Here is a 20988-nt window from a genome sequence, read left to right on the forward strand (position 1 = left end):
CGAGTGCTGCCGATGCCCGCTCTGTACGGTGTGCGTATCCGCAGTTCGGACCACTACTCCGAGGCCAGTCCACCGTGTTCCTGACGATCAGCACCACCGGCACCCCGGAGCGCCCCGCCACCGACCTCGGCTTCCTGCTGCACAAGCACCCCGAGAAAGCGCAGGCGTTCTCCACCTCCTACGGCACCGCGCACGTCCTCTACCCCGAGGCGGACGCCGAGCGCTGCACGGCGGCGCTGCTGCTGGAGGTCGACGCGGTGGCGCTGGTCCGGCGCGGGAAGGGCAAGGGCCGGGGCGGGGCGCCCGACGCGGCGCTCGCGCAGTACGTCAACGACCGCCCCTACGCCGCCTCTTCGCTGCTGGCCGTGGCGCTGAGCGCCGTCTTCTCCAGCGCGATGCAGGGCGTGTGCAACGCCCGGCCCGAGCGGGCCGTGCAGTCGCTGCCGCTGCGTATCGAGGTGCCGGCACTTCCGGCCCGGGGCGGCCCGGAGCTCGTACGACGGCTCTTCGAGCCGCTCGGCTGGGCGGTGGACGTCGAGCCCGTGCCACTGGACGTGCAGTTCCCGGAGTGGGGCGACTCGCGTTACGTACGGCTCCTCCTGGAGTCGGAGACGCTGACCCTCGCCGAGGCACTGCGCCACCTGTACGTCCTCCTCCCCGTCCTCGACGACGCCAAGCACTACTGGGTCTCCTCCGACGAGGTCGACAAGCTGCTGCGGGCCGGTGAGGGCTGGCTGCCCGGCCACCCGGAGCAGAAGCTGATCACCAGCCGGTATCTGTCGCGCCGCTGGTCGCTGACCCGGCAGGCGATGGAGCGGCTGGAGCTGGTGCGGCTCGCGGAGGCCGACGACAGCGAGGTCGAGGAGATCGACAACGCCGTGGAGGCCGAGGGCGAGGCCGAGGAGAAGCCGACGCCGCTCGCCGTGCAGCGGCGGGACGCGATCGTCGCGGCTCTGCACGCGTCCGGTGCCGCGCGGGTCCTCGACCTCGGCTGTGGTCAGGGCCAGCTGGTGCAGGCGCTGCTGAAGGACCCGCGGTTCACCGAGATCGTCGGTGTGGACGTGTCGATGCGGGCGCTCACCATCGCGTCCCGGCGGCTGAAGCTGGACCGGATGGGGGAGCGGCAGGCCTCGCGCGTGAAGCTCTTCCAGGGCTCCCTCGCCTACACCGACAACCGGCTCAAGGAGTACGACGCCGCCGTGCTCAGCGAGGTGATCGAGCACCTCGACCTGCCCCGGCTGCCCGCGCTGGAGTACGCGGTGTTCGGCGCCGCCCGCCCTCGGACGGTCCTCGTGACCACGCCGAACGTCGAGTACAACGTCCGCTGGGAGTCCCTCCCGGCCGGTCACGTCCGGCACGGCGACCACCGCTTCGAGTGGACGCGGGACGAGTTCCGGCGATGGGCCGGACACGTCGCCGAACGGCACGGCTACGAGGTGGAGTTCGCGCCCGTCGGACCCGACGACCCCGAGGTGGGGCCGCCCACCCAGATGGCTGTGTTCACGATCAGGACCACGAAGGAGGAGAAGGCCGCATGACCGTCGACACCAAGGGGCGCACCCTGCCCGTCACCGACCTCTCCCTCGTGGTGCTGATCGGCGCCTCCGGCTCGGGCAAGTCCACCTTCGCCCGCCGGCACTTCAAGCCGACCGAGGTGATCTCGTCCGACTTCTGCCGCGGGCTCGTCTCCGACGACGAGAACGACCAGGGCGCCACCCGGGACGCCTTCGACGTCCTGCACTACATCGCGGGCAAGCGCCTGGCCGCCGGCCGCCGCACGGTCGTCGACGCCACCAGCGTGCAGCCGGACGCCCGGCGGCAGCTGATCGAGCTGGCCAGGCAGTACGACGTGCTGCCCATCGCCATCGTGCTCGACGTGCCGGAGCAGGTGTGCGCCGAGCGCAACGCGGCCCGTGCCGACCGGGCCGACATGCCGCGCCGGGTCATCCAGCGGCACACCCGCGAACTCCGCCGCTCCCTGCGCCACCTGGAGCGCGAGGGCTTCCGCAAGGTGCACATCCTGCGTGGAGCGGAGGACGTCGAGAACGCCACGATCGTCACCGAGAAGCGCTTCAACGACCTCACCCACCTCACCGGCCCCTTCGACATCATCGGCGACATCCACGGCTGCTCGGCCGAACTGGAGTCACTGCTGGGCAAGTTGGGGTACGTCGACGGAGTGCACCCCGACGGCCGTACCGCCGTCTTCGTCGGTGACCTCGTCGACCGCGGGCCGGACAGCCCCGGTGTGCTGCGCCGTGTGATGTCGATGGTGACGTCGGGCAACGCCCTGTGCGTGCCCGGAAACCACGAGAACAAGTACGGGCGGTACCTCAAGGGCCGCAAGGTCCAGCACACGCACGGGCTCGCCGAGACCATCGAGCAGATGGAGGGGGAGAGCGAGGAGTTCCGGCAGCAGGTACGGGAGTTCATCGACGGGCTCGTCAGCCACTACGTCCTCGACGGCGGCAGGCTGGTGGTCTGCCACGCCGGTCTGCCGGAGAAGTACCACGGCCGGACGTCCGGCCGGGTCCGCTCGCACGCGCTGTACGGCGACACCACGGGGGAGACCGACGAGTTCGGGCTGCCGGTGCGCTACCCGTGGGCGGAGGACTACCGGGGCCGGGCGGCGGTGGTCTACGGCCACACTCCCGTCCCGGAGGCCACCTGGCTGAACAACACCATCTGCCTCGACACGGGTGCCGTCTTCGGCGGCAAGCTCACCGCGCTGCGCTGGCCGGAGCGGGAACTGGTCGACGTACCGGCGGAGCGCGTCTGGTACGAGCCGGCCAAGCCGCTGAGGTCCGAGGCGCCCGGCGGACACGACGGGCGGCCGCTGGACCTGGCGGACGTGCACGGCCGCCGGGTGGTGGAGACCCGGCACGCCGGCCGGATCTCCGTCCGCGAGGAGAACGCGGCGGCTGCGCTGGAGGTGATGAGCCGCTTCGCGGTCGACCCGCGCCTGCTGCCGTACCTGCCGCCGACCATGGCACCTACGGCGACCTCGCATGTCGACGGCTACCTGGAGTACCCGGCCGAGGCGTTCGCGCAGTACGCGGCGGACGGGGTCGCGCGGGTCGTGTGCGAGGAGAAGCACATGGGCTCGCGGGCGGTGGCGCTGGTGTGCCGGGACGCGGAGGCGGCGCGGAAGCGGTTCGGGGTGGACGGCCCGACCGGGTCCCTCTACACCCGGACCGGCCGTCCGTTCTTCGACGACGAGGCGGTCACGGAGGAGATCCTCAGCCGGCTGCGGACGGCCGTCGGCGAGGCGGGCCTCTGGGACGAACTGGAGACCGACTGGCTGCTGCTGGACGCCGAGCTGATGCCGTGGTCGCTGAAGGCGTCCGGGCTGCTGCGCTCGCAGTACGCGGCCGTGGGCGCCGCGTCCGGGGCGGTGTTCCCGGGTGTGCTGGGCGCGCTGGAGGGCGCGGCGGCGCGGGGCGTGGAGGTGACGGACCTGTTGGCGCGACAGCGCGAACGGGCCTTTGACGCCGCCGCGTTCACGGATTCGTACCGCCGCTACTGCTGGACCACCGACGGCCTCGACGGCGTCCGTCTGGCCCCGTTCCAGATTCTCGCCGTCCAGGGCCGCAGCCTCGCCGCCCTGCCGCACGACGAGCAACTCGCGCTCCTCGACCGGCTGGTGGAGCACGACAGCACGGGCCTGCTCCAGACCACCCGGCGCCTGTACGTCGACACCGGCGACCCGGAGTCGATCCGGGCAGGCGTCGACTGGTGGCTGGAGATGACCGGCCGCGGCGGCGAAGGCATGGTCGTCAAGCCGCTCGGTGCGCTGGTCCGCAGCAAGGAGGGCCGCCTGGTGCAGCCCGGCATCAAGTGCCGGGGCCGCGAGTACCTGCGGATCATCTACGGTCCCGAGTACACGCGCCCCGAGAACCTCGCCCGCCTCCGCTCCCGCTTCCTCAACCACAAGCGCTCCCTCGCGATCCGCGAGTACGCGCTCGGCCTGGAGGCACTGGACCGGCTGGCGGAGGGCGAGCCGCTGTGGCGGGTGCACGAGGCGGTGTTCGGGGTGCTGGCGCTGGAGTCGGAGCCGGTGGATCCGCGGTTGTGAGGCGTCGGTGCGGCCGGCTCAGCGCGAGGTACGTTCGCGGATGAGCCGGCTGCACTGCTGTGCACGGTCCGCTGTCGGCGCGTGGTCCAGGGCGGAGAGTTCGGCCAGGTAGAGGAGCAGGTCGGTGATGGCGTCCTGGTCCGCAGCGTCGGCGATGTCCTCCTGTGCCGACGAGAACTGTCCCGCGGCTCGACGGGCCACGCCCCGTTGGCACAGGACCCAGGGGTTGTCGGCCTTGAGGCCGAGGGAGGCGCTGAAGTCGGCCACGGCCTCGTCATAGCGGCCTGTCTGGAGGTGGACCAATCCGCGTTGGGTGAATGCCCGGGCGTAGTCGGGTTGGATGTCTAGTGCGGCGGTCAGGTCTGTGAGGGCTTGGTCGTAGCGGCCGGTCATGCGGTGGGCTGCTCCTCGGTAGGCGAGTGCCCAGGCGTCGTCGGGTTCGAGGTCGAGTGCGCTGGTGAGGTCGGCGACGGCCTGGTCGTGGTGTCCGGCCATGCGGTGGGCCTCACCTCGGCCGGCGAGTGCCCAGACGTCAGCGGGGTCGAGGCTGAGCGCGGTGGTCAGATCACTGACCGCCTGCTCGTTGTTGCCACGACAGCGATGGGCCTCGCCGCGGAAGGCCCAGGCGCGGGCATTGCTGGAATCGACGGCGATGGCACGGCCCAGTTCGGCGATGGATTCGTCGTCAAGGTCGGCGAGACACAAGCACTGCCCCCGATAGGTGTGCGCCCATGCCCGGGCCGTGCTGCCCAGTTGGCCGTGCGCCAGCAGCGCCGTGAGGGCCGCCAGAGCGGGTTCGTCCTCGGCCACGGCGTTCTGCAGACGGTCCGCCCAGGACTGCAGAGTCGGCTCGGCGGTGTCGCGTGCCGCCTGCCCCAGGGTGTCGGTCCACTGCCGCAGGATCGCCGTCTCCTGGCCCGCGGCCTGGACGGCCTGCTCCAGCGCGGCCGCCAAGTGGACCGCGGGGTTGGCGCACAGTCGGTGGTACGTCTCGTCCAGGCGGTGCCGGCGCCACAGTGGATCCGCCCACCGTTTCGACTCGGCCAGCCCCTGCTCGGCGTCGGTGCGCCAGGCGGCATGGGTGTCGGCGAGGCGGAGGTGCGCCGCGGTCCAGCGCTGCGGGGAGCGGGTGCGCTGCTGGCGGACCATGCTTGCCCGTACCACCGCGTGGTACTGCTTGAAGTCGCCGTGGCCGCTGACGAACGGCTGCCCGCACAGCCACCCCCCACAGCCCGCGTGCGCCCTCCGGCGCGGCGGCGGCGAACACGTCCTCGTTGAGCTGCGGTGCCAGCGCGCACGCGAGGACCGTCTCCCGCTGCCCCGGGTCCGCGATCCACTGCACGAACCGCTCGACGGCCCGGTCCACCACGTCCCCGTCGGCGTCCACGTCCTCGCCGTCCGCCGCCCCGGCAGCGTCCGCCGGTATCGGCTCGGCGGCGGCCTCCCGCCACTGCCGCAGCAGCGTGGACTTGCCCACCCCGCCCACTCCGCGCACATGGAACAGGAAGTGCGCCGGGTCGTTCTCCGACTCGGGGTCCTTCGCCAAGTTCTGGGCGAACAGGGCGCGTTGGGATCGCCGTCCGACGAACTGCGCCTGCGCACGCTGCCGTATGAGCTCACCTCGCGACCGCCCCCGGCGCCTTGCCCCCGGCATGGCTTCACCCCCTGCCCGGCCTGCACCCGTCGGCGTCGGCCCCGCCCGTAGTATGCCCGTCAGCCCACCAGCCGGAGCCGCTCCCGGCACACTCCGACCCGCACCGACTGACCCCACGTCAGCTCCACGGCGTCGGACTCCATCCCGTCCCCGAAGGCGATCAGCCGCTCGGACTCGACGGTGAGACTCAGCCGCGAGGAAGCCGACAGTTCCCCGGCCACCAGTGACGTACCGGTGGCCGGGGAGGGCCATGCCTCTCGTACGAACCACAGCAGGCGCTCGTCGGTGGGGCGGGGGAGCCGAAGGCCGCTGGAGCGCTCCTGCCACACCGACCGGAGCCATCCGGTGGCCCCGGTCCCGGTGCCGATGAGCACACCGGACGAGGCCTGGGCCTCGACGACACCCCCGTCGTCCTCGAGGCCCAGGCGGTATCGGGCCGTCTGGTGTCCGGCTGCTCCCAGATAGATCTCGTTGAGCGCGACAAGCCGTTGGGTGTCGTCGGCGACCGCTTCGACCATGGTGAGTTCGTCCGTGGCCGCCGTGGTCGCGGACGGCAGCAGCTTCGCCGCGTCCACGGGGCGGTGCCGGACCAGGACACCCGGATTGCGGTCGGGGTCCGGATCGAACCCCAACACCGGCTGTCCCGCCAGGTACTTGGCGACGTTCGCCACCAGTCCGTCCTGACCGACCACGACCACCACGTCCTCCGGCGCGAACAGGAAACGGTCCAAGTCGGCCCGCTCGACCTGCGCCTGACGCCAGGTCGGAGGAATCGCGGACGTGACCTCGGCCAGCGTGCGGCGGGTGCGGTGGTGCCGGTCCGCGAGCTCCTCGACGTCCCGGCCGCGGGAGCGGAGGAAGAAGGCGGCCTGGCCGTGCGTACCGTGCCGGGCCACCAACTCCTCGTACTCCGTGGTGCGACGGACGAGGACGGCACGCGGGGCGAGACTCACGCCCGTGTCCCGTCGCCGCCGAGCCGGGCGAGCAGCCCCGTGAGGACGTCCGGCGAGATGGTGACGCTGTCGATGTGCGGCAGATTCTCGGCCAGTTGGCTGCCGGTCAGAGCATGCAGTGTCGATACGTCGACACCCGCGTGCACCTGCAGCCATGCCGCCTGCGCCGCGGCCCGCGCCGCACCGACCTCACGGGCACCCTCGGCCTCCGCGCGGGCCAGCCGTACGGAACGGGCCGCCTCCGCCTCCGCCAGCTTCACCGTCCGCGCCGCTTCCGCCTCCGCCAGGGTCACCGTCCGCGCCGCCTCGGCCTCGGCCCGTACCGCGTCCGCCGCCGCATGCTCCTCGGCCTCACGGCGTGCGTTCGTGCCGCGCTGGTCGACCAACTGCTCCTCGCGGCGGGCGAGTTCGATCCGGCTGGCCAGCTCGTTCTCGGCGATGGCCCGCTCCCGCTCGACGGCCACGGCCCGCCGCTCGTACGTCGCCCGGTCGGCCTCCTGCTGGATCTGCTCCCGGGCGGGCGTGCGCAGGGCCCGCTCCACCTCCGGCTCCGGGCGCAGGGCGACGACGCGTACGGCGACCACCTCGAGGCCCGTGGCCGGCAGCCGGGGTTCCGCCGCCAGCCCCGCCGCTACGCGTTCGCGCACCGCCGTCACCCCGTCCACCAGCGCCGACGACAGCGACGTACGGGCGAGGACGTCCAGCGCATGCTGCTGGGCCGTCTCCGTCAGCAGCGTGCCCAACTGCTCCAGGGGAGTGCCCCGCCAGACTCCGGTGTCCGGGTCGACGGAGAAGTCGAGGCGGGCGGCCGCGAGGGCCGGGTCGGCGATCCGGTAGGTGACCGTCGCCTGCACCGTGACGTCCTGGAAGTCGGACGTGCGGGCGTGGAAGGTCATCGCCAGTTCGCGGTCGTCGACCGGCACCTCGGAGAGTGCGGCGGTCAGGGAGCGGAACCAGAAGCTCAGTCCTGGGCCGTCGTGCACCAGCTTGCCGGAGCGATGGTGGCGGATGTGTGCCGTCGGAGCGCCGCGCAGATGGCGCCACCCGAGGCGCCGGGTGATGTCGGCCATGAGACCCCCTCGCTTTTCGTCAGGCAGACGATAACCGCTCCGACTGATTGTCGTCAAGGGGACGAAAACGGAAACGGTCGAGCAGGGGATGAAGGCGGTCCTCGGTGGTCAGGATGGAGGCATGGGATTCCATGTCGACTCCGAGGCCGGGCGGCTGCGCCGCGTCATCCTGCACCGGCCCGATCTCGAGCTCAAAAGGCTCACGCCCAGCAACAAGGACGCCCTGCTCTTCGACGACGTCCTGTGGGTCCGCCGGGCGCGGGCCGAGCACGACGGGTTCGCCGACGTGCTGCGCGACCGTGGCGTCACCGTCCACCTGTTCGGCGATCTGCTCACCGAGGCCCTGGAGATCCCGGCGGCCAGGAAGCTCGTCCTGGACCGGGTCTTCGACGAGAAGGAGTACGGGGTGCTCGCCACCGACCACCTCCGTGCCGCCTTCGAAGGCCTGCCCTCGCGCGAGCTGGCCGAGGCCCTCGTCGGCGGCATGACCAAGCGGGAGTTCCTGGAAGTGCACCCCGAACCGACCTCCGTGCGCTTCCATGTCATGGAGCTCGACGACTTCCTCCTCGCCCCCCTGCCCAACCACCTCTTCACCCGTGACACCTCCGCCTGGATCTACGACGGGGTCTCCGTCAACGCCATGCGCTGGCCGGCCCGCCAGCGCGAGACGGTGCACTTCGAGGCGATCTACCGGCACCACCCGCTCTTCCGCGACACGGGCTTCCACGTCTGGTCCGAGGGGCAGGCCGACTACCCGTCCACCATCGAGGGCGGGGACGTCCTGGTGATCGGGAACGGTGCCGTCCTCATAGGTATGAGCGAGCGGACGACGCCCCAGGCCGTCGAGATGCTCGCGCACAAGCTGTTCGCCGCGGGCTCCGCGCAGACCATCGTGGCTCTCGACATGCCCAAGCGGCGCGCCCTGATGCACCTCGACACCGTGATGACGATGGTCGACGGTGATGTCTTCACCCAGTACGCGGGGCTCGGCATGCTCCGCTCGTACACCATCGAGCCGGGCGTCGGCGAGAAGGAGCTCAAGGTCACCGACCACCCTCCGGAGCACATGCACCGGGCGATCGCCGCCGCGCTGGGCCTGAGCGAGATCCGGGTCCTGACCGCGACCCAGGACGTGCACGCGGCCGAGCGCGAGCAGTGGGACGACGGCTGCAACGTCCTCGCCGTCGAGCCGGGCGTCGTCGTCGCCTACGAGCGGAACTCCACCACCAACACGCATCTGCGCAAGCAGGGCATCGAGGTGATCGAGATCCCGGGCAGCGAGCTGGGCCGGGGCAGGGGCGGGCCGCGGTGCATGAGCTGTCCGGTCGAACGGGATGCCGTATAGAGGTCCCGCCGGACAGAAGTCCCACCGGGTGCATAGAAATGTCGACAGTCGTATAGACTTCCAGGAGTCCGTGTACCCGTCACTCTGGAGCGCCCGATGGCGACAGCCCCGACCTCACTCGCCGGCCGCCACTTCCTCAAGGAGCTGGACTTCACCGAGGACGAGTTCCGCGGCCTGATCGAGCTGGCCGCCGAGCTGAAGGCCGCCAAGAAGGCCGGGGCCGAGACCCAGTACCTGCGGGGAAAGAACATCGCGCTGATCTTCGAGAAGACCTCGACGCGCACCCGCTGCGCCTTCGAGGTCGCGGCCGCCGACCAGGGTGCCTCGACCACGTACCTCGATCCCTCCGGTTCGCAGATCGGGCACAAGGAGTCCGTGAAGGACACCGCGCGCGTCCTCGGCCGGATGTTCGACGCCATCGAGTACCGGGGGGACAGCCAGGCCAACGTCGAGGAGCTGGCGGCGTACGCGGGCGTGCCCGTCTACAACGGACTCACCGACGACTGGCACCCCACCCAGATGCTCGCCGACGTGCTCACCATGACCGAGCACAGCGCGAAACCGATCAAGGAGATCACCTTCGCCTACCTCGGCGACGCCCGCTTCAACATGGGCAACTCCTACCTGGTCAGCGGCGCCCTGCTCGGCATGGACGTCCGCATCGTCGCCCCGAAGTCCTACTGGCCCGCCCAGGACATCGTCGACCGGGCCCGCGCGCTCGCCGAGACCAGCGGCGCCCGCATCACGCTCACCGAGTCCCTGGAAGAGGGCGTCCGGGGCGCCGACTTCGTCGCCACGGACGTCTGGGTCTCCATGGGGGAGCCCAAGGAGGTCTGGGACGAGCGGATCGCCGCCCTCGGCCCGTACGCCGTGACCATGGACGTCCTGCGCGCCACCGGCAACCCGGACGTGAAGTTCCTGCACTGCCTGCCCGCCTTCCACGACCTGGGCACCAAGGTCGGCCGCGAGATCCACGAGCGGCATGGCCTCCAGTACCTGGAGGTCTCGGACGAGGTCTTCGAGTCCGCCCACTCGGTCGTCTTCGACGAGGCGGAGAACCGGCTGCACACCATCAAGGCCGTGCTGGTGGCCACGCTGGCCTGACCAGCGCCTTATGCTGTCCGGCGGCCCGGAGCCACCCCTTCCGCGGCCGCCGCGCGACCTGACCCGGTCGCACCCGCACCACCAGAAACGAGCACCACCCGTATGCCCCGCATCAAGTCCCCCGCCCTGCTGGTGGCCGATTCCGGCGCCGACCGCGAAGGTCACGGCCTGAAGCGCACCATGGGCCTGTTCCAGCTCATCTGCTTCGGCGTCGGTGCCATCGTCGGCACCGGCATCTTCGTCGGTCTGTCCGACTCGGTGGCCCAGGCCGGCCCCGCCGTCGTCGTCTCCTTCGTGCTCGCCGCGATCACCTGTGTGTTCACCGCGTTCGCCTTCGCCGAGCTGGGCGGCGCGATCCCCGTCTCCGGCTCCTCGTACTCCTTCGCCTACGCGGGCCTCGGCGAGACCACGGCCTTCCTGGTCGGCTGGTGCCTGCTCCTGGAGTACGGCGTGTCGGTGTCCGCCGTCGCGGTCGGCTGGAGCCAGTACGTCAACGAACTCCTCGACAGCCTCATCGGCCTGCAGCTGCCCGCCGCGCTCTCCGCGAGCCCCGGCGACGGCGGAGTCGTCAACCTGCCCGCGGTCCTGGTCATCGCCATGGCCGCCGTCCTGCTGGTGCGCGGGGTGCGCGAGAGCGCCCGGGCGACCGCCGCCATGGCGGCGCTCAAGCTCGCCATCCTCGTCGCGTTCTGCGCGATCGGCTTCAGCGCCTTCCAGGACGGCAACCTCGTGCCGTTCGCCCCGGCCGGACTGGCCGGCATCGGCGCGGGCACCACGGCCGCCTTCTTCTCGTACATCGGCTTCGATGCGATCACCACCGCCGGTGAGGAGGCGAAGAACCCGCGCCGGGACATCCCGGTCGCGATCCTCGTCTGCATCGGCCTGGTCACCCTGCTGTACTGCGCGGTCGCCCTGGCCGCGATCGGCGCCGTCGGCGGCGACGAGGTCGGCGGCCGGCCCGCCGCGCTGTCGTACGTCGTCGACCAGGTCACCGGCTCCGGCATCGGCGGCACAGTGATCGCCTTCGGCGCGGTCGTGGCCATCGCCTCGGTGGTGCTGGCGGTGATGTACGGCCAGAGCCGCATCCTGATGTCGATGTCCCGGGACGGGCTCGTCCCGCGTGTCTTCGAGAAGGTGTCGCCGAGGACCGCCACGCCGGTCGCCGGCACCCTGATCATCGCGGTGGTCTTCGCCGTCCCGGCGGCTTTCGCGTCGCTGGACTCCGTGGTCAACCTGTGCACCATCGGCACGCTCGCCGTCATGGCCGTGGTCAATGTCGCGGTGATCGCCCTGCGCCGCCGCGAGCCGGACCTGCCGCGCACCTTCCGGGTGCCGCTGTACCCCGTGCTGCCGCTGCTCGGCGTCGCCTTCTGTCTGTACCTGATGTACGAGACGGGCCGGGCGACCTGGATCCAGTTCGCGGTGTTCCTCGCGGTGGGGCTCCTGGTGTACGTCGGCTACGGGCGCCGCAACTCGCGGCTGACCGAGGTCACGCCGGACGAGGGCGCCACTGACGAGGTACTGCAGGGAGTCTGAACCACACCGCCTTGCCGGACTCGGTGGGGCGGTGGCCGCAGGAGGCGCTGAGGGTGCGGATCAGCAGCAGACCGCGCCCGTGCTCCTGCCACGGGTCGGGCGGGCCGTCGTCGGGCCGGGTGAGGTCGCCCGGCGGCGCCGGGTCCGGGTCGTGCACCTCGACCTGGCAGGCGGTCGGCAGCAGCTCCAGCACCAGCTCTATCGGGGTGTCCCCGGCGGTGTGCTCCACGGCGTTGGCAACCAGCTCCGCCGTGAGCAGCTCCGCGGTGTCACTGTCGGCGCCGTGCTCCAGCTCGGCCAGCGCGGAGCGGACCAGCGCGCGCGCCACGGGTACGGCCGCGGCGGAGTGCGGCAGTGCGACACGCCAGGAGGCGGAGGCAGGAGGGCGTTCGTGCAAGGCGGGTCCGTTCATGGAGCAGGCTCCTGGGGCCGACATTCAGGCTGTCCTGCTTTCAACTTCAGGAATGGTACGACGCCCCTCGAAAGGGTCCCACAACGGGCGTCGCCGGGGACCTTCGGCCCCGTATGACGGCTTACCCAGGTGAACGGGCGGTCTCGCGAAGCTGCTTCCGCTGTTACCACGTTATTGACTTCCGGTTACTTGCGTGACGGGACCGTGCCACTGGGATCAGGGTCGTGACCAGCGAATATCGCGCAATCATGACGGTAGTCACAGATTGGTGATAGCGTCATGGGTAAGAGGTCTTGAGGTAGTGCCCGCCCGAGGAGGCCGCACCCCATGAGTCCCTTCACCGGCTCCGCCGCCCCCACCTCACGCTGGCGCCATCTGCGCGTCGACCGCACCGACGGCATCGCCACCGTCACCCTCGCCCGCCCGGAGAAACTCAACGCCCTCACCTTCGGCGCCTACGCCGACCTGCGCGACCTGCTCGCCGAGCTGGCCCGGGAGCGGTCCGTGCGCGCCCTGGTGCTGGCCGGCGAGGGACGCGGCTTCTGCTCGGGCGGGGACGTCGACGAGATCATCGGCGCGACCCTCTCGATGGACACCGCCCAGCTCCTCGACTTCAACCGGATGACCGGCCAGGTGGTGCGGGCCCTGAGGGAGTGCCCGTTCCCGGTGATCGCCGCGGTGCACGGCGTGGCGGCCGGCGCGGGGGCCGTCCTCGCCCTGGCCGCGGACTTCCGGGTCGCCGACCCCACCGCCCGCTTCGCCTTCCTCTTCACCCGGGTCGGCCTGTCCGGCGGCGACATGGGCGCCGCGTACCTGCTGCCGCGGGTCGTCGGGCTGGGCCACGCCACCCGCCTCCTCATGCTCGGCGAGCCGGTGCGGGCACCGGAGGCCGAGCGGATCGGCCTGATCAGCGAGGTCACCGACGAGGGCAGCGCCGACGAGGCCGCCCAGGCCCTGGCCCGCCGCCTGGCCGAGGGCCCGGCCCTGGCGTACGCCCAGACGAAGGCGCTGCTGACGGCGGAGCTGGACATGCCGCTGGCGGCGGCGGTCGAACTGGACGCCTCGACGCAGGCCCTGCTGATGAACGGCGAGGACTACGCCGAGTTCCATGCGGCGTTCACGGAAAAGCGCCCTCCCAAATGGAGGGGACGGTGACCGCACCCACCCCAGGGGCGCGGGGCTGTGTCGATATGCGGCTCCGCCGCGGGGCGCGACCAACCACAACGGACCCGCAGCCGCCCCACGAGACAAACCACCCCCTACGAGTCGCGATCATCGGCGGCGGCCCCGGCGGCCTCTACGCCGCGGCGTTGCTGAAACGCCTCCACCCCGAGCGCGAGCTCACCCTCTGGGAACGCAACGCCCCCGACGACACCTTCGGCTTCGGAGTCGTCCTCTCCGACGAAACCCTCGGCGGCATCGAACACGCCGACCCGGCGGTGTACGACGCACTGCAACAGCACTTCGTCCGGTGGGACGACATCGACATCGTGCACGGAGGCACCCAGCACACCTCCGGAGGACACGGCTTCGCCGCCCTCGGCCGCAAACGCCTCCTCGAGATCCTGCACGACCGCTGCCGCACCCTCGGTGTAGAGCTCCGCTTCCGCACCGAGGCCCCGCACCCGGCCGGCCTGGCGGACACACACGACCTGGTCATCGCCGCCGACGGCGTGCACAGCAGCACCCGCGAGGCCTACGCCCACGTCTTCCGTCCCCGGGCGGCAGCCCACCGCTGCCGCTACATCTGGCTCGCCGCCGACTTCCCCTTCGACGCCTTCCGCTTCGAGATCGCCGAGACCGAGCACGGCGTGATGCAGCTGCACGGCTATCCGTACGCGGCCGACGCCTCCACCGTGATCGTCGAGATGCGTGAGGAGGTGTGGCGGGCGGCCGGGTTCGCGGAGCTCGACGAGCAGGAGTCGATCAACCGCTGCGCCAAGATCTTCGCGGACGCGCTCCGCGGCCGGCCTCTGCGCTCCAACAACTCGACGTGGACCACCTTCCGCACGGTCGTCAACGAGCGCTGGTCGCACGGCAACGTCGTCCTGCTCGGCGACGCCGCCCACACCGCCCACTTCTCCATCGGCTCCGGCACGAAGCTCGCCGTCGAGGACGCGCTGGCGCTCGCGGCCTGCCTGGAGGAACAGCCTTCGCTGCAGCGGGCGTTGGCGGCGTACGAGGAGGAACGCAAACCGGTCGTCGCCTCCACGCAGCGCGCCGCCCGCGCCAGCCTGGAGTGGTTCGAGAACCTGGAGCTGTACCTCGGCCGGCCGTCCCGCCAGTTCGCCTTCAACCTGCTCACCCGCAGCCGCCGGGTCACCCACGACAACCTCCGGCTGCGCGATGCGCACTTCACCGAGGCCGTCGAGCGCGAGTTCGGCTGCCCGCCCGGCACACCCCCGATGTTCACCCCGTTCCGGATGCGCGGCCTGACCCTGCGCAACCGGGTCGTCGTCTCGCCCATGGACATGTACTCCGCCACCGACGGCGTCCCCGGCGACTTCCACCTCGTCCACCTCGGCGCCCGCGCGCTCGGCGGCGCCGGACTGGTGATGACCGAGATGGTGTGCATCAGCCCCGAGGGGCGGATCACCCCCGGCTGCACCGGCCTCTACACCGGCAAGCAGGCCGAGGCGTGGAAGCGGATCACCGAGTTCGTGCACACGCAGGCGCCGGGTACCGCGATCGGCGTGCAACTCGGCCACTGCGGGCGCAAGGGCTCGACCAGGCTGATGTGGGAGGGCATCGACGAACCGCTGCCCGACGGCAACTGGCCGCTCGTGGCCGCCTCACCCCTCCCGTACAAGCCGGGCAGCCAGACCCCGCGACAGCTCTCCCGCGCCCAGCTCACCGATCTGCGCGAGCAGTTCACCGCCGCGGCCTGGCGGGCCGCCCGGGCGGGCTTCGACCTGCTCGAACTGCACTGCGCCCACGGCTATCTGCTCTCCGGCTTCCTCTCCCCGCTGACCAACCAGCGCACCGACAGCTACGGTGGCTCCCTCGCGAAACGGCTCCGCTTCCCGCTGGAGGTCTTCGACGCCGTACGGAGTGTGTGGCCGGAGGAGAAGCCGATGACCGTCCGCATCTCGGCCACCGACTGGGCCGCGGGCGGAACCACGGCCGAGGAGGCCGTCGAGATCGCCCGGGCCTTCGCCGCGCACGGCGCCGACGCGATCGACGTGTCGACCGGGCAGGTGGTGGCCGACGAGCGGCCGGAGTTCGGGCGGTCGTACCAGACGCCGTACGCGGACCGCATCCGTCACGAGGCGGGCATCCCGGTGATCGCGGTCGGCGCGATCTCCTCCTGGGACGACGTCAACTCCCTGATCCTGGCCGGGCGCACGGACCTGTGCGCGCTCGGCCGCCCGCACCTCTACGACCCGCACTGGACCCTGCACGCCGCCGCCGAGCAGGGCTACGAGGGGCCGGGCGTCGCCTGGCCGGCGCCGTACCGGGCGGGCAGCCGCCGCCCCCGGACCGGACGCACGGACGCCCCCAAGCCCCGCCTCACGCTCGGGAGCTGAACTCCACCGGGCCCGCGTCACACGCCGACGAAGGCCGCGCCGGCGTCCCTCAGGCGTTCGTGCAGGCCACGGAAGACCGCGGCCGAGCGGACGCCGGGCCAGTTCGCGGGCAGCAGGCGCGCAGGCAGGCCGGGGTCCGCGTAGGGCAGATGGCGCCAGGAGTCCAGGGCGAGGAGGTAGTCACGGTAGGCCTCCTCGGGCGGGGTGTCCGTGCGCCGCTGCCAGTCCTGCAGCACGCGCGCGTGCCGGTCGAGGAACGCCTCGTGCTGCTTGGCGATCGCGGCCAGGTCCCACCAGCGGGCGACCGCCTCGACGGTCGGCGCGAAGCCGAGGTGCTCGCCGCGGAAGAAGTCGACGTACGCATCGAGGCGCAGCCGCTGGAGGGTGTGCCGGGTCTCCTCGTACAGCCGGGCCGGGGCGATCCACACACCGGGCGCCGCCGTGCCGAAGCCGAGGCCGGCCAGCCGGGAGCGCAGCACATGCCGCTTCTGCCGCTCCGACTCGGGAACCGAGAACACCGCGAGCACCCAGCCCTCGTCCTCGGGCGGCGCGGTCGCGTAGATGCGCCGGTCGCCGTCGTCGAGCAACTGGCGGGCGTCCGGGGAGAGTTCGTAGCCGGCCGCGCCCTGCTCCGTGCGGGCCGGCACGAGCAGACCGCGCCGTTTGAGCCGGGACACCGACGAGCGCACCGAGGGCGCGTCCACCCCGACCGCGGCCAGCAGCCGGATCAGCTCGGCGACGGGCACCGGGCCGGGCATGGAGCGGCCGTACGCGCCGTAGAGCGTGACGATGAGAGACCGGGGAGCGTGCTGGTCGGACACGTTGATCATCTTAGGTCGTGCGGATCACTGCTGGTCACCCTCGGTACGTAGGCGGAACCTCTGAAGTTTTCCGGTCGCCGTGCGCGGCAGGGCGTCCAGGAAGACGATCTCGCGCGGGCATTTGTACGGCGCCAGTTCCGACTTGACGAAGCCGCGCAGTGCCTCGGCGTCCCGCTCGGCGCCCTCCTCGAGGACGACGAACGCCACCACGGCCATACCGCGTGCCTCGTCGGGCCGCCCGACGACCGCCGCCTCCACCACGTCCGGATGACGCAGCAAGGCGTCCTCGACCTCCGGTCCGGCGATGTTGTACCCGGCGGAGATGATCATGTCGTCCGCGCGGGCGACGTAGCGGAAGTAGCCGTCGCTCTCGCGGACGTAGGTGTCGCCGGTGATGTTCCAGCCGCCCCGTACGTACTCGCGCTGCCGTGGATCGGCGAGATACCGGCAGCCGACCGGTCCGCGCACGGCCAGCAGCCCCGGCTCCCCGTGGGGCAGTTCGCGCCCGTCGCCGTCCACCACGCGCGCGTGCCAGCCGGGAACGGGCAGCCCCGTCGTGCCGGGCCGGATGTGCTCGTCGGCCGCCGAGATGAAGATGTGCAGCAGCTCGGTGGCGCCGATGCCGTTGATGATGCGCAGGCCGGTGCGCTCGTGCCAGGAGTGCCAGGTGGCCGCGGGCAGGTTCTCGCCCGCGGAGACACAGCGGCGCAGACAGGTCACGTCGTGTCCGTCGAGTTCGCCGAGCATGGCGCGGTACGCCGTCGGCGCGGTGAACAGCACCGACACCCGGTGCTCGGTGACCGCGGGCAACAGCTGCTTCGGCCCCGCCTGTTCGAGCAGCAGCGCGGTGGCGCCGGCCCGCAGCGGGAAGACGACGAGACCGCCGAGACCGAAGGTGAAGCCGAGCGGGGGACTGCCCGCGAACACGTCGTCCGCGCGCGGGCGCAGCACGTGCCGGGAGAACGTGTCGGCGATCGCCAGGACGTCCCGGTGGAAGTGCATGCACCCCTTCGGGCGGCCGGTGGTGCCGGAGGTGAAGGCGATCAGCGCCACGTCGTCGGCCGCGGTGTCCACGGTGGGGTACGGGGTGTCCGGGGCGGGGCGGTGCAGCAGGTCGTCCGGGGCGTCACCGCCGTACGTCGTGATGTGCAGCCCCGGGATCTCGGCCTTCGCGAGGTCGTCGACGGCCCGGATGTCGCACAGGGCGTGCCGCACCCGCGCCATCTCGCAGATCGTGCTCAGTTCGTGCGGGCGCTGCTGGGCCAGCACGGTGACGGCGACCGCGCCCGCCTTCAGCACCGCCAGCCAACAGGCGGCCAGCCAGGGCGTGGTCGGGCCGCGCAGCAGGACCCGGTTGCCGGGGGCGATCCCGAGGCCGGTGGTGAGGATGTGCGCGAGCCGGTCGACACGGGTGCGCAGCTCGCCGTACGTCCACGGCTCGCCGTTCTGGGTGCGGAACGCCGTGCGGTCGTCCGGGGGGCCGTGGAGGAGTTCGGCGGCGCAGTTCAGCCGTTCGGGGTAGCGCAGCTCCGGCAGGTCGAAGCGGAGCGCGGGCCACTGGTCGGGCGGCGGGAGATGGTCGCGCGCGAAGGTGTCGACGTGGGCGGAGCGGGTCAGTCCGGCCATGGCGGTTCGCCCCTTGCCTGGTGGGCGTCGGGTGGGCTCGCACAAGGAGCGTAGCGCGTTGGTGACGGCAGTCAATGTCACGCGATACCGTCGAGGTGTCACGCCCCGGAGGGAGGACCGGCAGTGCCCGTATTCTCGCTCGAACCGGACCAAAGCGCCTGGTGTGCCGAGCTGCGCACCCTCGCCGCCGAACGGCTGCGCCCGCTCGCCGAGAAGGGTGAACCCGGGCACGTCAACCGGCCGCTCCTCGCCGAACTCGGCCGGCTCGGGCTGCTGGAGCGGCTGTTCACCTCGGGCGCGCTCGACCTCTGCCTGATGCGCGAATCCCTGGCGTACGCCTGCACGGAGGCCGAGACCGCGCTCGCCCTCCAGGGCCTGGGTGCCCACCCGGTGCACGCCCACGGCACCCCGGCCCAGCGGGAACGCCTGCTGCCGGGGGTGATCGAGGGCACCACGGTCGCGGCCTTCGCACTGAGCGAACCGGGGGCCGGGTCGGACGCGGCGGCGCTGTCCCTCGCCGCCGAGCCCGACGGCCCGTCCCGCTGGCGGCTCACCGGGGAGAAGTGCTGGATCTCCAACGCCCCCGAGGCCGACCACTACACCGTCTTCGCGCGGACGACGCCGGGCGCGGGCGCACGCGGGGTGACCGCCTTCCTCGTGCCGGGCGACCGGCCCGGCCTCACCGGCACCGGCCTCGACATGCTCTCGCCGCATCCCATCGGGGCCCTGGACTTCGACGCCGTGCCGGTGACGGCGGACGACGTGCTCGGCGAGGCCGACCGCGGCTTCCGCGTCGCCATGGGCACCCTCAACCTCTTCCGGCCCAGCGTCGGCGCCTTCGCGGTCGGGATGGCGCAGTCGGCGCTGGACGCGAGCCTTGCGCACACCGCCCGCCGGGAGGCCTTCGGCGGCCCGCTGAGGGACCTTCAGACCGTGGCCCACCGGGTCGCCGAGATGGCGGTACGGACGGAGGCGGCCCGCCTGATGGTGTACGCGGCTGCGACGGCGTACGACGAAGGCGCCGACGGCGTCCCGCAACGCGCCGCCATGGCGAAACTGCTCGCCACGGAGACCGCCCAGTACGTCGTCGACGCGGCCGTCCAGCTGCACGGCGCACAGGCGCTGCGCCGCGGGCATCTGCTCGAACACCTCTACCGCGAGGTGCGCGCACCACGCATCTACGAGGGGGCCAGCGAGATCCAACGCGGCATCATCGCCAAGGAGTTGTACGCGAGCCTGGAGACGACCCCGTGACCGCCGAGCGCATCGACCCGCCCGACCTCTCCCCGGCCACCGGCTTCTCGCACGCCGTCGTCGCCACCGGCTCCCGACTGGTGTTCCTGGCGGGCCAGACCGCCCTCGACACCGACGGCAAGGTCACCGGGACCACCCTTCCCGAGCAGTTCGGGAAGGCGCTGACGAACCTGCTGACCGCGCTGCGGGCAGCGGGCGGCACCCCGTCCGACCTCGCCCGTGTCACCGTCTACGCCACGGACGTCGCCGCCTACCGCGCCCACGCTGCCGAACTGGGCGGCATCTGGCGGCAGTTGGCGGGCCGGGACTACCCCGCGATGGCGGTCGTCGAGGTCGTACGGCTGTGGGACGAGGAGGCGATGGTGGAACTCGACGGGTTCGCGGTGCTGCCGTAGGGCCTGTCCGGCAGTCGGGACGGCCGGCGTAACAGTCGCCTCCGAAGGGGTGATGATCATGCTCGTGGGGATGCGCGGTCCCGATACCTGTGGAAGTACCTCACAGCAACCCCCTGCCACCTGGAGGTCGTTCCATGTCTCTGCCCCTGCGCACCGGGCTCGGCGCCGCCGCCACCGCCGCGCTCGCCCTGCTCGCCACCGCCCCCGCCCAGACTGCGACAGCCGAACCGTTCGAGATGGTCACGGTCGACCGGACCGGCCGTGTCGCGGCCGACGGCACCGTCACCCTCTCCGGCATCTACCGCTGCAGCGGCGCCACCGGACCGGTGTACATCAGTTCGTCGGTGCAGCAGGCCTCGAACTCGTCGTCGGACCGCCACAGCTTCGGCGGAACCCGTGCCGAGTGCGACGGCGAGACGCACCGCTGGGAGAACACGCAGCAGCTGTCACCGGGCGCGGTGGAGCCGGGCGAGGCCCGGGCGGAGGCCATGATCATGGAACTGAACTCCGAGAGCGGCCTGCCGGTACCCGTCTTCCACGCATCGCAGCAGGAGGACGTCACGCTGGTCGCGGGCTGACCCCTGCGCCCGCCCGCGCCCGCCGCCACCTCACACCGTGGCGGGCGCGGCGGCCGAGATCGGCCGGGCGAGCGGCGAGGATGTCGGCCTGCTCGCGGGTGACGGAGGCGAGGCTCAGGGGACCGGACGGGGTGCGCTGGTAAAAGGTGGCGCGGACCTAAGCATGCGTCCTGATCCCTGACGTACTCGACTCGGGGAAGCGCCTGCCCGGAGATGCACCGTCGCCACGACTGGTTCAAGGTCTGCCGACCACGGGCGGCAAACTGCTTCTGATCAGGCAAGAGTCTTCCTCGTCACTGGCTGGTCCGCGAGCTTCTGCGGGTCAGGCGCCGCGTCATCATGGTGATGAATGCTTCGTGCCTTTCGGCCTGGAGGCCAGGCACACATCAGTACCGGCTCCGTTGTGGGGCGATGCCTCTGTGGAGCCGGTGCCGGTCCCCCTCGGCCAGGCCCTGCTGGACCGGAGCCGGTCCCAGCGGCGGGGCCGGCCCTTCATCCTCAGCCCTGACGCCGCGCCGTGGACTCCCCTGATGTCCCACCAGGCGAGTTGCTGTCCGCCGGGTGTGCCCGGCGCGGGGAAGGACTTCGAGACGTGCTCGATACGGGCGGCGTGCGTCACCGCCGTGGCGTCCTGGGCA

Annotated in this window: 17 protein-coding genes and 1 pseudogene; 11 read left to right on the plus strand and 7 right to left on the minus strand. The window is 71.8% G+C overall.

What is annotated here, in order from left to right:
- Positions 1 to 74: 74 nt before the first annotated feature.
- Both ACFV7R_RS22985 and ACFV7R_RS22990 read left to right on the plus strand, forming a co-directional pair.
- Positions 75 to 1538: a 3' terminal RNA ribose 2'-O-methyltransferase Hen1 gene (locus tag ACFV7R_RS22985; RefSeq protein WP_385266274.1), complete on the plus strand. Its 1464-nt coding sequence runs from the start codon at positions 75 to 77 to the stop codon at positions 1536 to 1538.
- The gene (locus tag ACFV7R_RS22990) at positions 1535 to 4075 is read left to right on the plus strand and encodes a polynucleotide kinase-phosphatase (protein WP_385266276.1); all 2541 of its coding nucleotides are present in this window, start codon (positions 1535 to 1537) and stop codon (positions 4073 to 4075) included. Before ACFV7R_RS22985 ends, ACFV7R_RS22990 begins: the two co-directional genes overlap by 4 nt.
- 18 nt (positions 4076 to 4093) lie before the next feature.
- Here ACFV7R_RS22990 and ACFV7R_RS22995 read toward each other — a convergent pair whose 3' ends face one another.
- Positions 4094 to 5224 carry a tetratricopeptide repeat protein gene (locus tag ACFV7R_RS22995; RefSeq protein ID WP_385266278.1) on the minus strand — a complete coding sequence of 377 codons (1131 nt, stop codon included), beginning with the start codon at positions 5222 to 5224 and terminating at the stop codon, positions 4094 to 4096.
- On the opposite strand from ACFV7R_RS22995, the gene ACFV7R_RS23000 reads away from it, so the two are divergent.
- The gene (locus tag ACFV7R_RS23000) at positions 5223 to 5780 is read left to right on the plus strand and encodes a hypothetical protein (protein WP_385266280.1); all 558 of its coding nucleotides are present in this window, start codon (positions 5223 to 5225) and stop codon (positions 5778 to 5780) included. The two genes, ACFV7R_RS22995 and ACFV7R_RS23000, sit on opposite strands and share 2 nt — an antisense overlap.
- A gap of 8 nt (positions 5781 to 5788) precedes the next feature.
- Here the strand turns inward: ACFV7R_RS23000 and ACFV7R_RS23005 are convergent, their stop codons facing one another.
- Entirely contained in the window at positions 5789 to 6682 is an 894-nt protein-coding gene (locus tag ACFV7R_RS23005; protein ID WP_385266282.1) for a hypothetical protein, read from the minus strand.
- Entirely contained in the window at positions 6679 to 7752 is a 1074-nt protein-coding gene (locus ACFV7R_RS23010) for an SPFH domain-containing protein (protein WP_385266284.1), read from the minus strand. Before ACFV7R_RS23010 ends, ACFV7R_RS23005 begins: the two co-directional genes overlap by 4 nt.
- A gap of 121 nt (positions 7753 to 7873) precedes the next feature.
- Here ACFV7R_RS23010 and ACFV7R_RS23015 point away from each other — a divergent pair, with 121 nt between their 5' ends.
- The 3 genes from ACFV7R_RS23015 to ACFV7R_RS23025 all read left to right on the plus strand — a co-directional run bounded on the left by ACFV7R_RS23015 (position 7874) and on the right by ACFV7R_RS23025 (position 11737).
- Positions 7874 to 9097, plus strand: a complete 1224-nt coding sequence (locus ACFV7R_RS23015; RefSeq protein WP_385266287.1) for an arginine deiminase — start codon at positions 7874 to 7876, stop codon at positions 9095 to 9097.
- A 96-nt stretch (positions 9098 to 9193) separates the two neighbouring features.
- Positions 9194 to 10201 carry an ornithine carbamoyltransferase gene (gene argF / locus ACFV7R_RS23020; protein WP_385266289.1) on the plus strand — a complete coding sequence of 336 codons (1008 nt, stop codon included), beginning with the start codon at positions 9194 to 9196 and terminating at the stop codon, positions 10199 to 10201.
- A 102-nt stretch (positions 10202 to 10303) separates the two neighbouring features.
- Complete coding sequence (locus ACFV7R_RS23025; protein ID WP_385266291.1) at positions 10304 to 11737, plus strand: amino acid permease; 1434 nt, start codon at positions 10304 to 10306, stop codon at positions 11735 to 11737.
- Here ACFV7R_RS23025 and ACFV7R_RS23030 read toward each other — a convergent pair.
- Positions 11691 to 12149 carry an ATP-binding protein gene (locus tag ACFV7R_RS23030; RefSeq protein WP_385266294.1) on the minus strand — a complete coding sequence of 153 codons (459 nt, stop codon included), beginning with the start codon at positions 12147 to 12149 and terminating at the stop codon, positions 11691 to 11693. The two genes, ACFV7R_RS23025 and ACFV7R_RS23030, sit on opposite strands and share 47 nt — an antisense overlap.
- A gap of 327 nt (positions 12150 to 12476) precedes the next feature.
- On the opposite strand from ACFV7R_RS23030, the gene ACFV7R_RS23035 reads away from it, so the two are divergent.
- Entirely contained in the window at positions 12477 to 13304 is an 828-nt protein-coding gene (locus ACFV7R_RS23035; RefSeq protein ID WP_385266296.1) for an enoyl-CoA hydratase family protein, read from the plus strand.
- Positions 13289 to 15676, plus strand: a complete 2388-nt coding sequence (locus ACFV7R_RS23040) for a bifunctional salicylyl-CoA 5-hydroxylase/oxidoreductase (RefSeq protein WP_385266299.1) — start codon at positions 13289 to 13291, stop codon at positions 15674 to 15676. Before ACFV7R_RS23035 ends, ACFV7R_RS23040 begins: the two co-directional genes overlap by 16 nt.
- Before the next feature lie 17 nt (positions 15677 to 15693).
- Here the strand turns inward: ACFV7R_RS23040 and ACFV7R_RS23045 are convergent, their stop codons facing one another.
- Entirely contained in the window at positions 15694 to 16506 is an 813-nt protein-coding gene (locus ACFV7R_RS23045) for a PaaX family transcriptional regulator C-terminal domain-containing protein (protein ID WP_385266301.1), read from the minus strand.
- Positions 16507 to 16521: 15 nt separating this feature from the next.
- The gene (locus tag ACFV7R_RS23050) at positions 16522 to 18123 is read right to left on the minus strand and encodes an AMP-binding protein (RefSeq protein ID WP_385266304.1); all 1602 of its coding nucleotides are present in this window, start codon (positions 18121 to 18123) and stop codon (positions 16522 to 16524) included.
- 123 nt (positions 18124 to 18246) lie between these two features.
- Here ACFV7R_RS23050 and ACFV7R_RS23055 point away from each other — a divergent pair, with 123 nt between their 5' ends.
- The 3 genes from ACFV7R_RS23055 (at position 18247) to ACFV7R_RS23065 (ending at position 20350) form a co-directional block, all read left to right on the plus strand.
- Positions 18247 to 19377, plus strand: a complete 1131-nt coding sequence (locus tag ACFV7R_RS23055) for an acyl-CoA dehydrogenase family protein (protein ID WP_385266306.1) — start codon at positions 18247 to 18249, stop codon at positions 19375 to 19377.
- On the plus strand, positions 19374 to 19772 hold the full coding sequence (locus ACFV7R_RS23060) for a RidA family protein (protein ID WP_385266308.1): 399 nt from the start codon (positions 19374 to 19376) through the stop codon (positions 19770 to 19772). The genes ACFV7R_RS23055 and ACFV7R_RS23060 overlap by 4 nt, the downstream gene beginning before the upstream one ends.
- A 140-nt stretch (positions 19773 to 19912) precedes the next feature.
- On the plus strand, positions 19913 to 20350 hold the full coding sequence (locus tag ACFV7R_RS23065; protein WP_385266326.1) for a DUF6299 family protein: 438 nt from the start codon (positions 19913 to 19915) through the stop codon (positions 20348 to 20350).
- Positions 20351 to 20879: 529 nt separating this feature from the next.
- Here the strand turns inward: ACFV7R_RS23065 and ACFV7R_RS23070 are convergent.
- A pseudogene (locus ACFV7R_RS23070) lies at positions 20880 to 20988 on the minus strand (ABC transporter ATP-binding protein); the annotation flags it as partial.

The sequence above is a fragment of the Streptomyces sp. NPDC059866 genome (assembly GCF_042731325.1).
GTDB classification, from domain to species: domain Bacteria; phylum Actinomycetota; class Actinomycetes; order Streptomycetales; family Streptomycetaceae; genus Streptomyces; species Streptomyces flavusporus.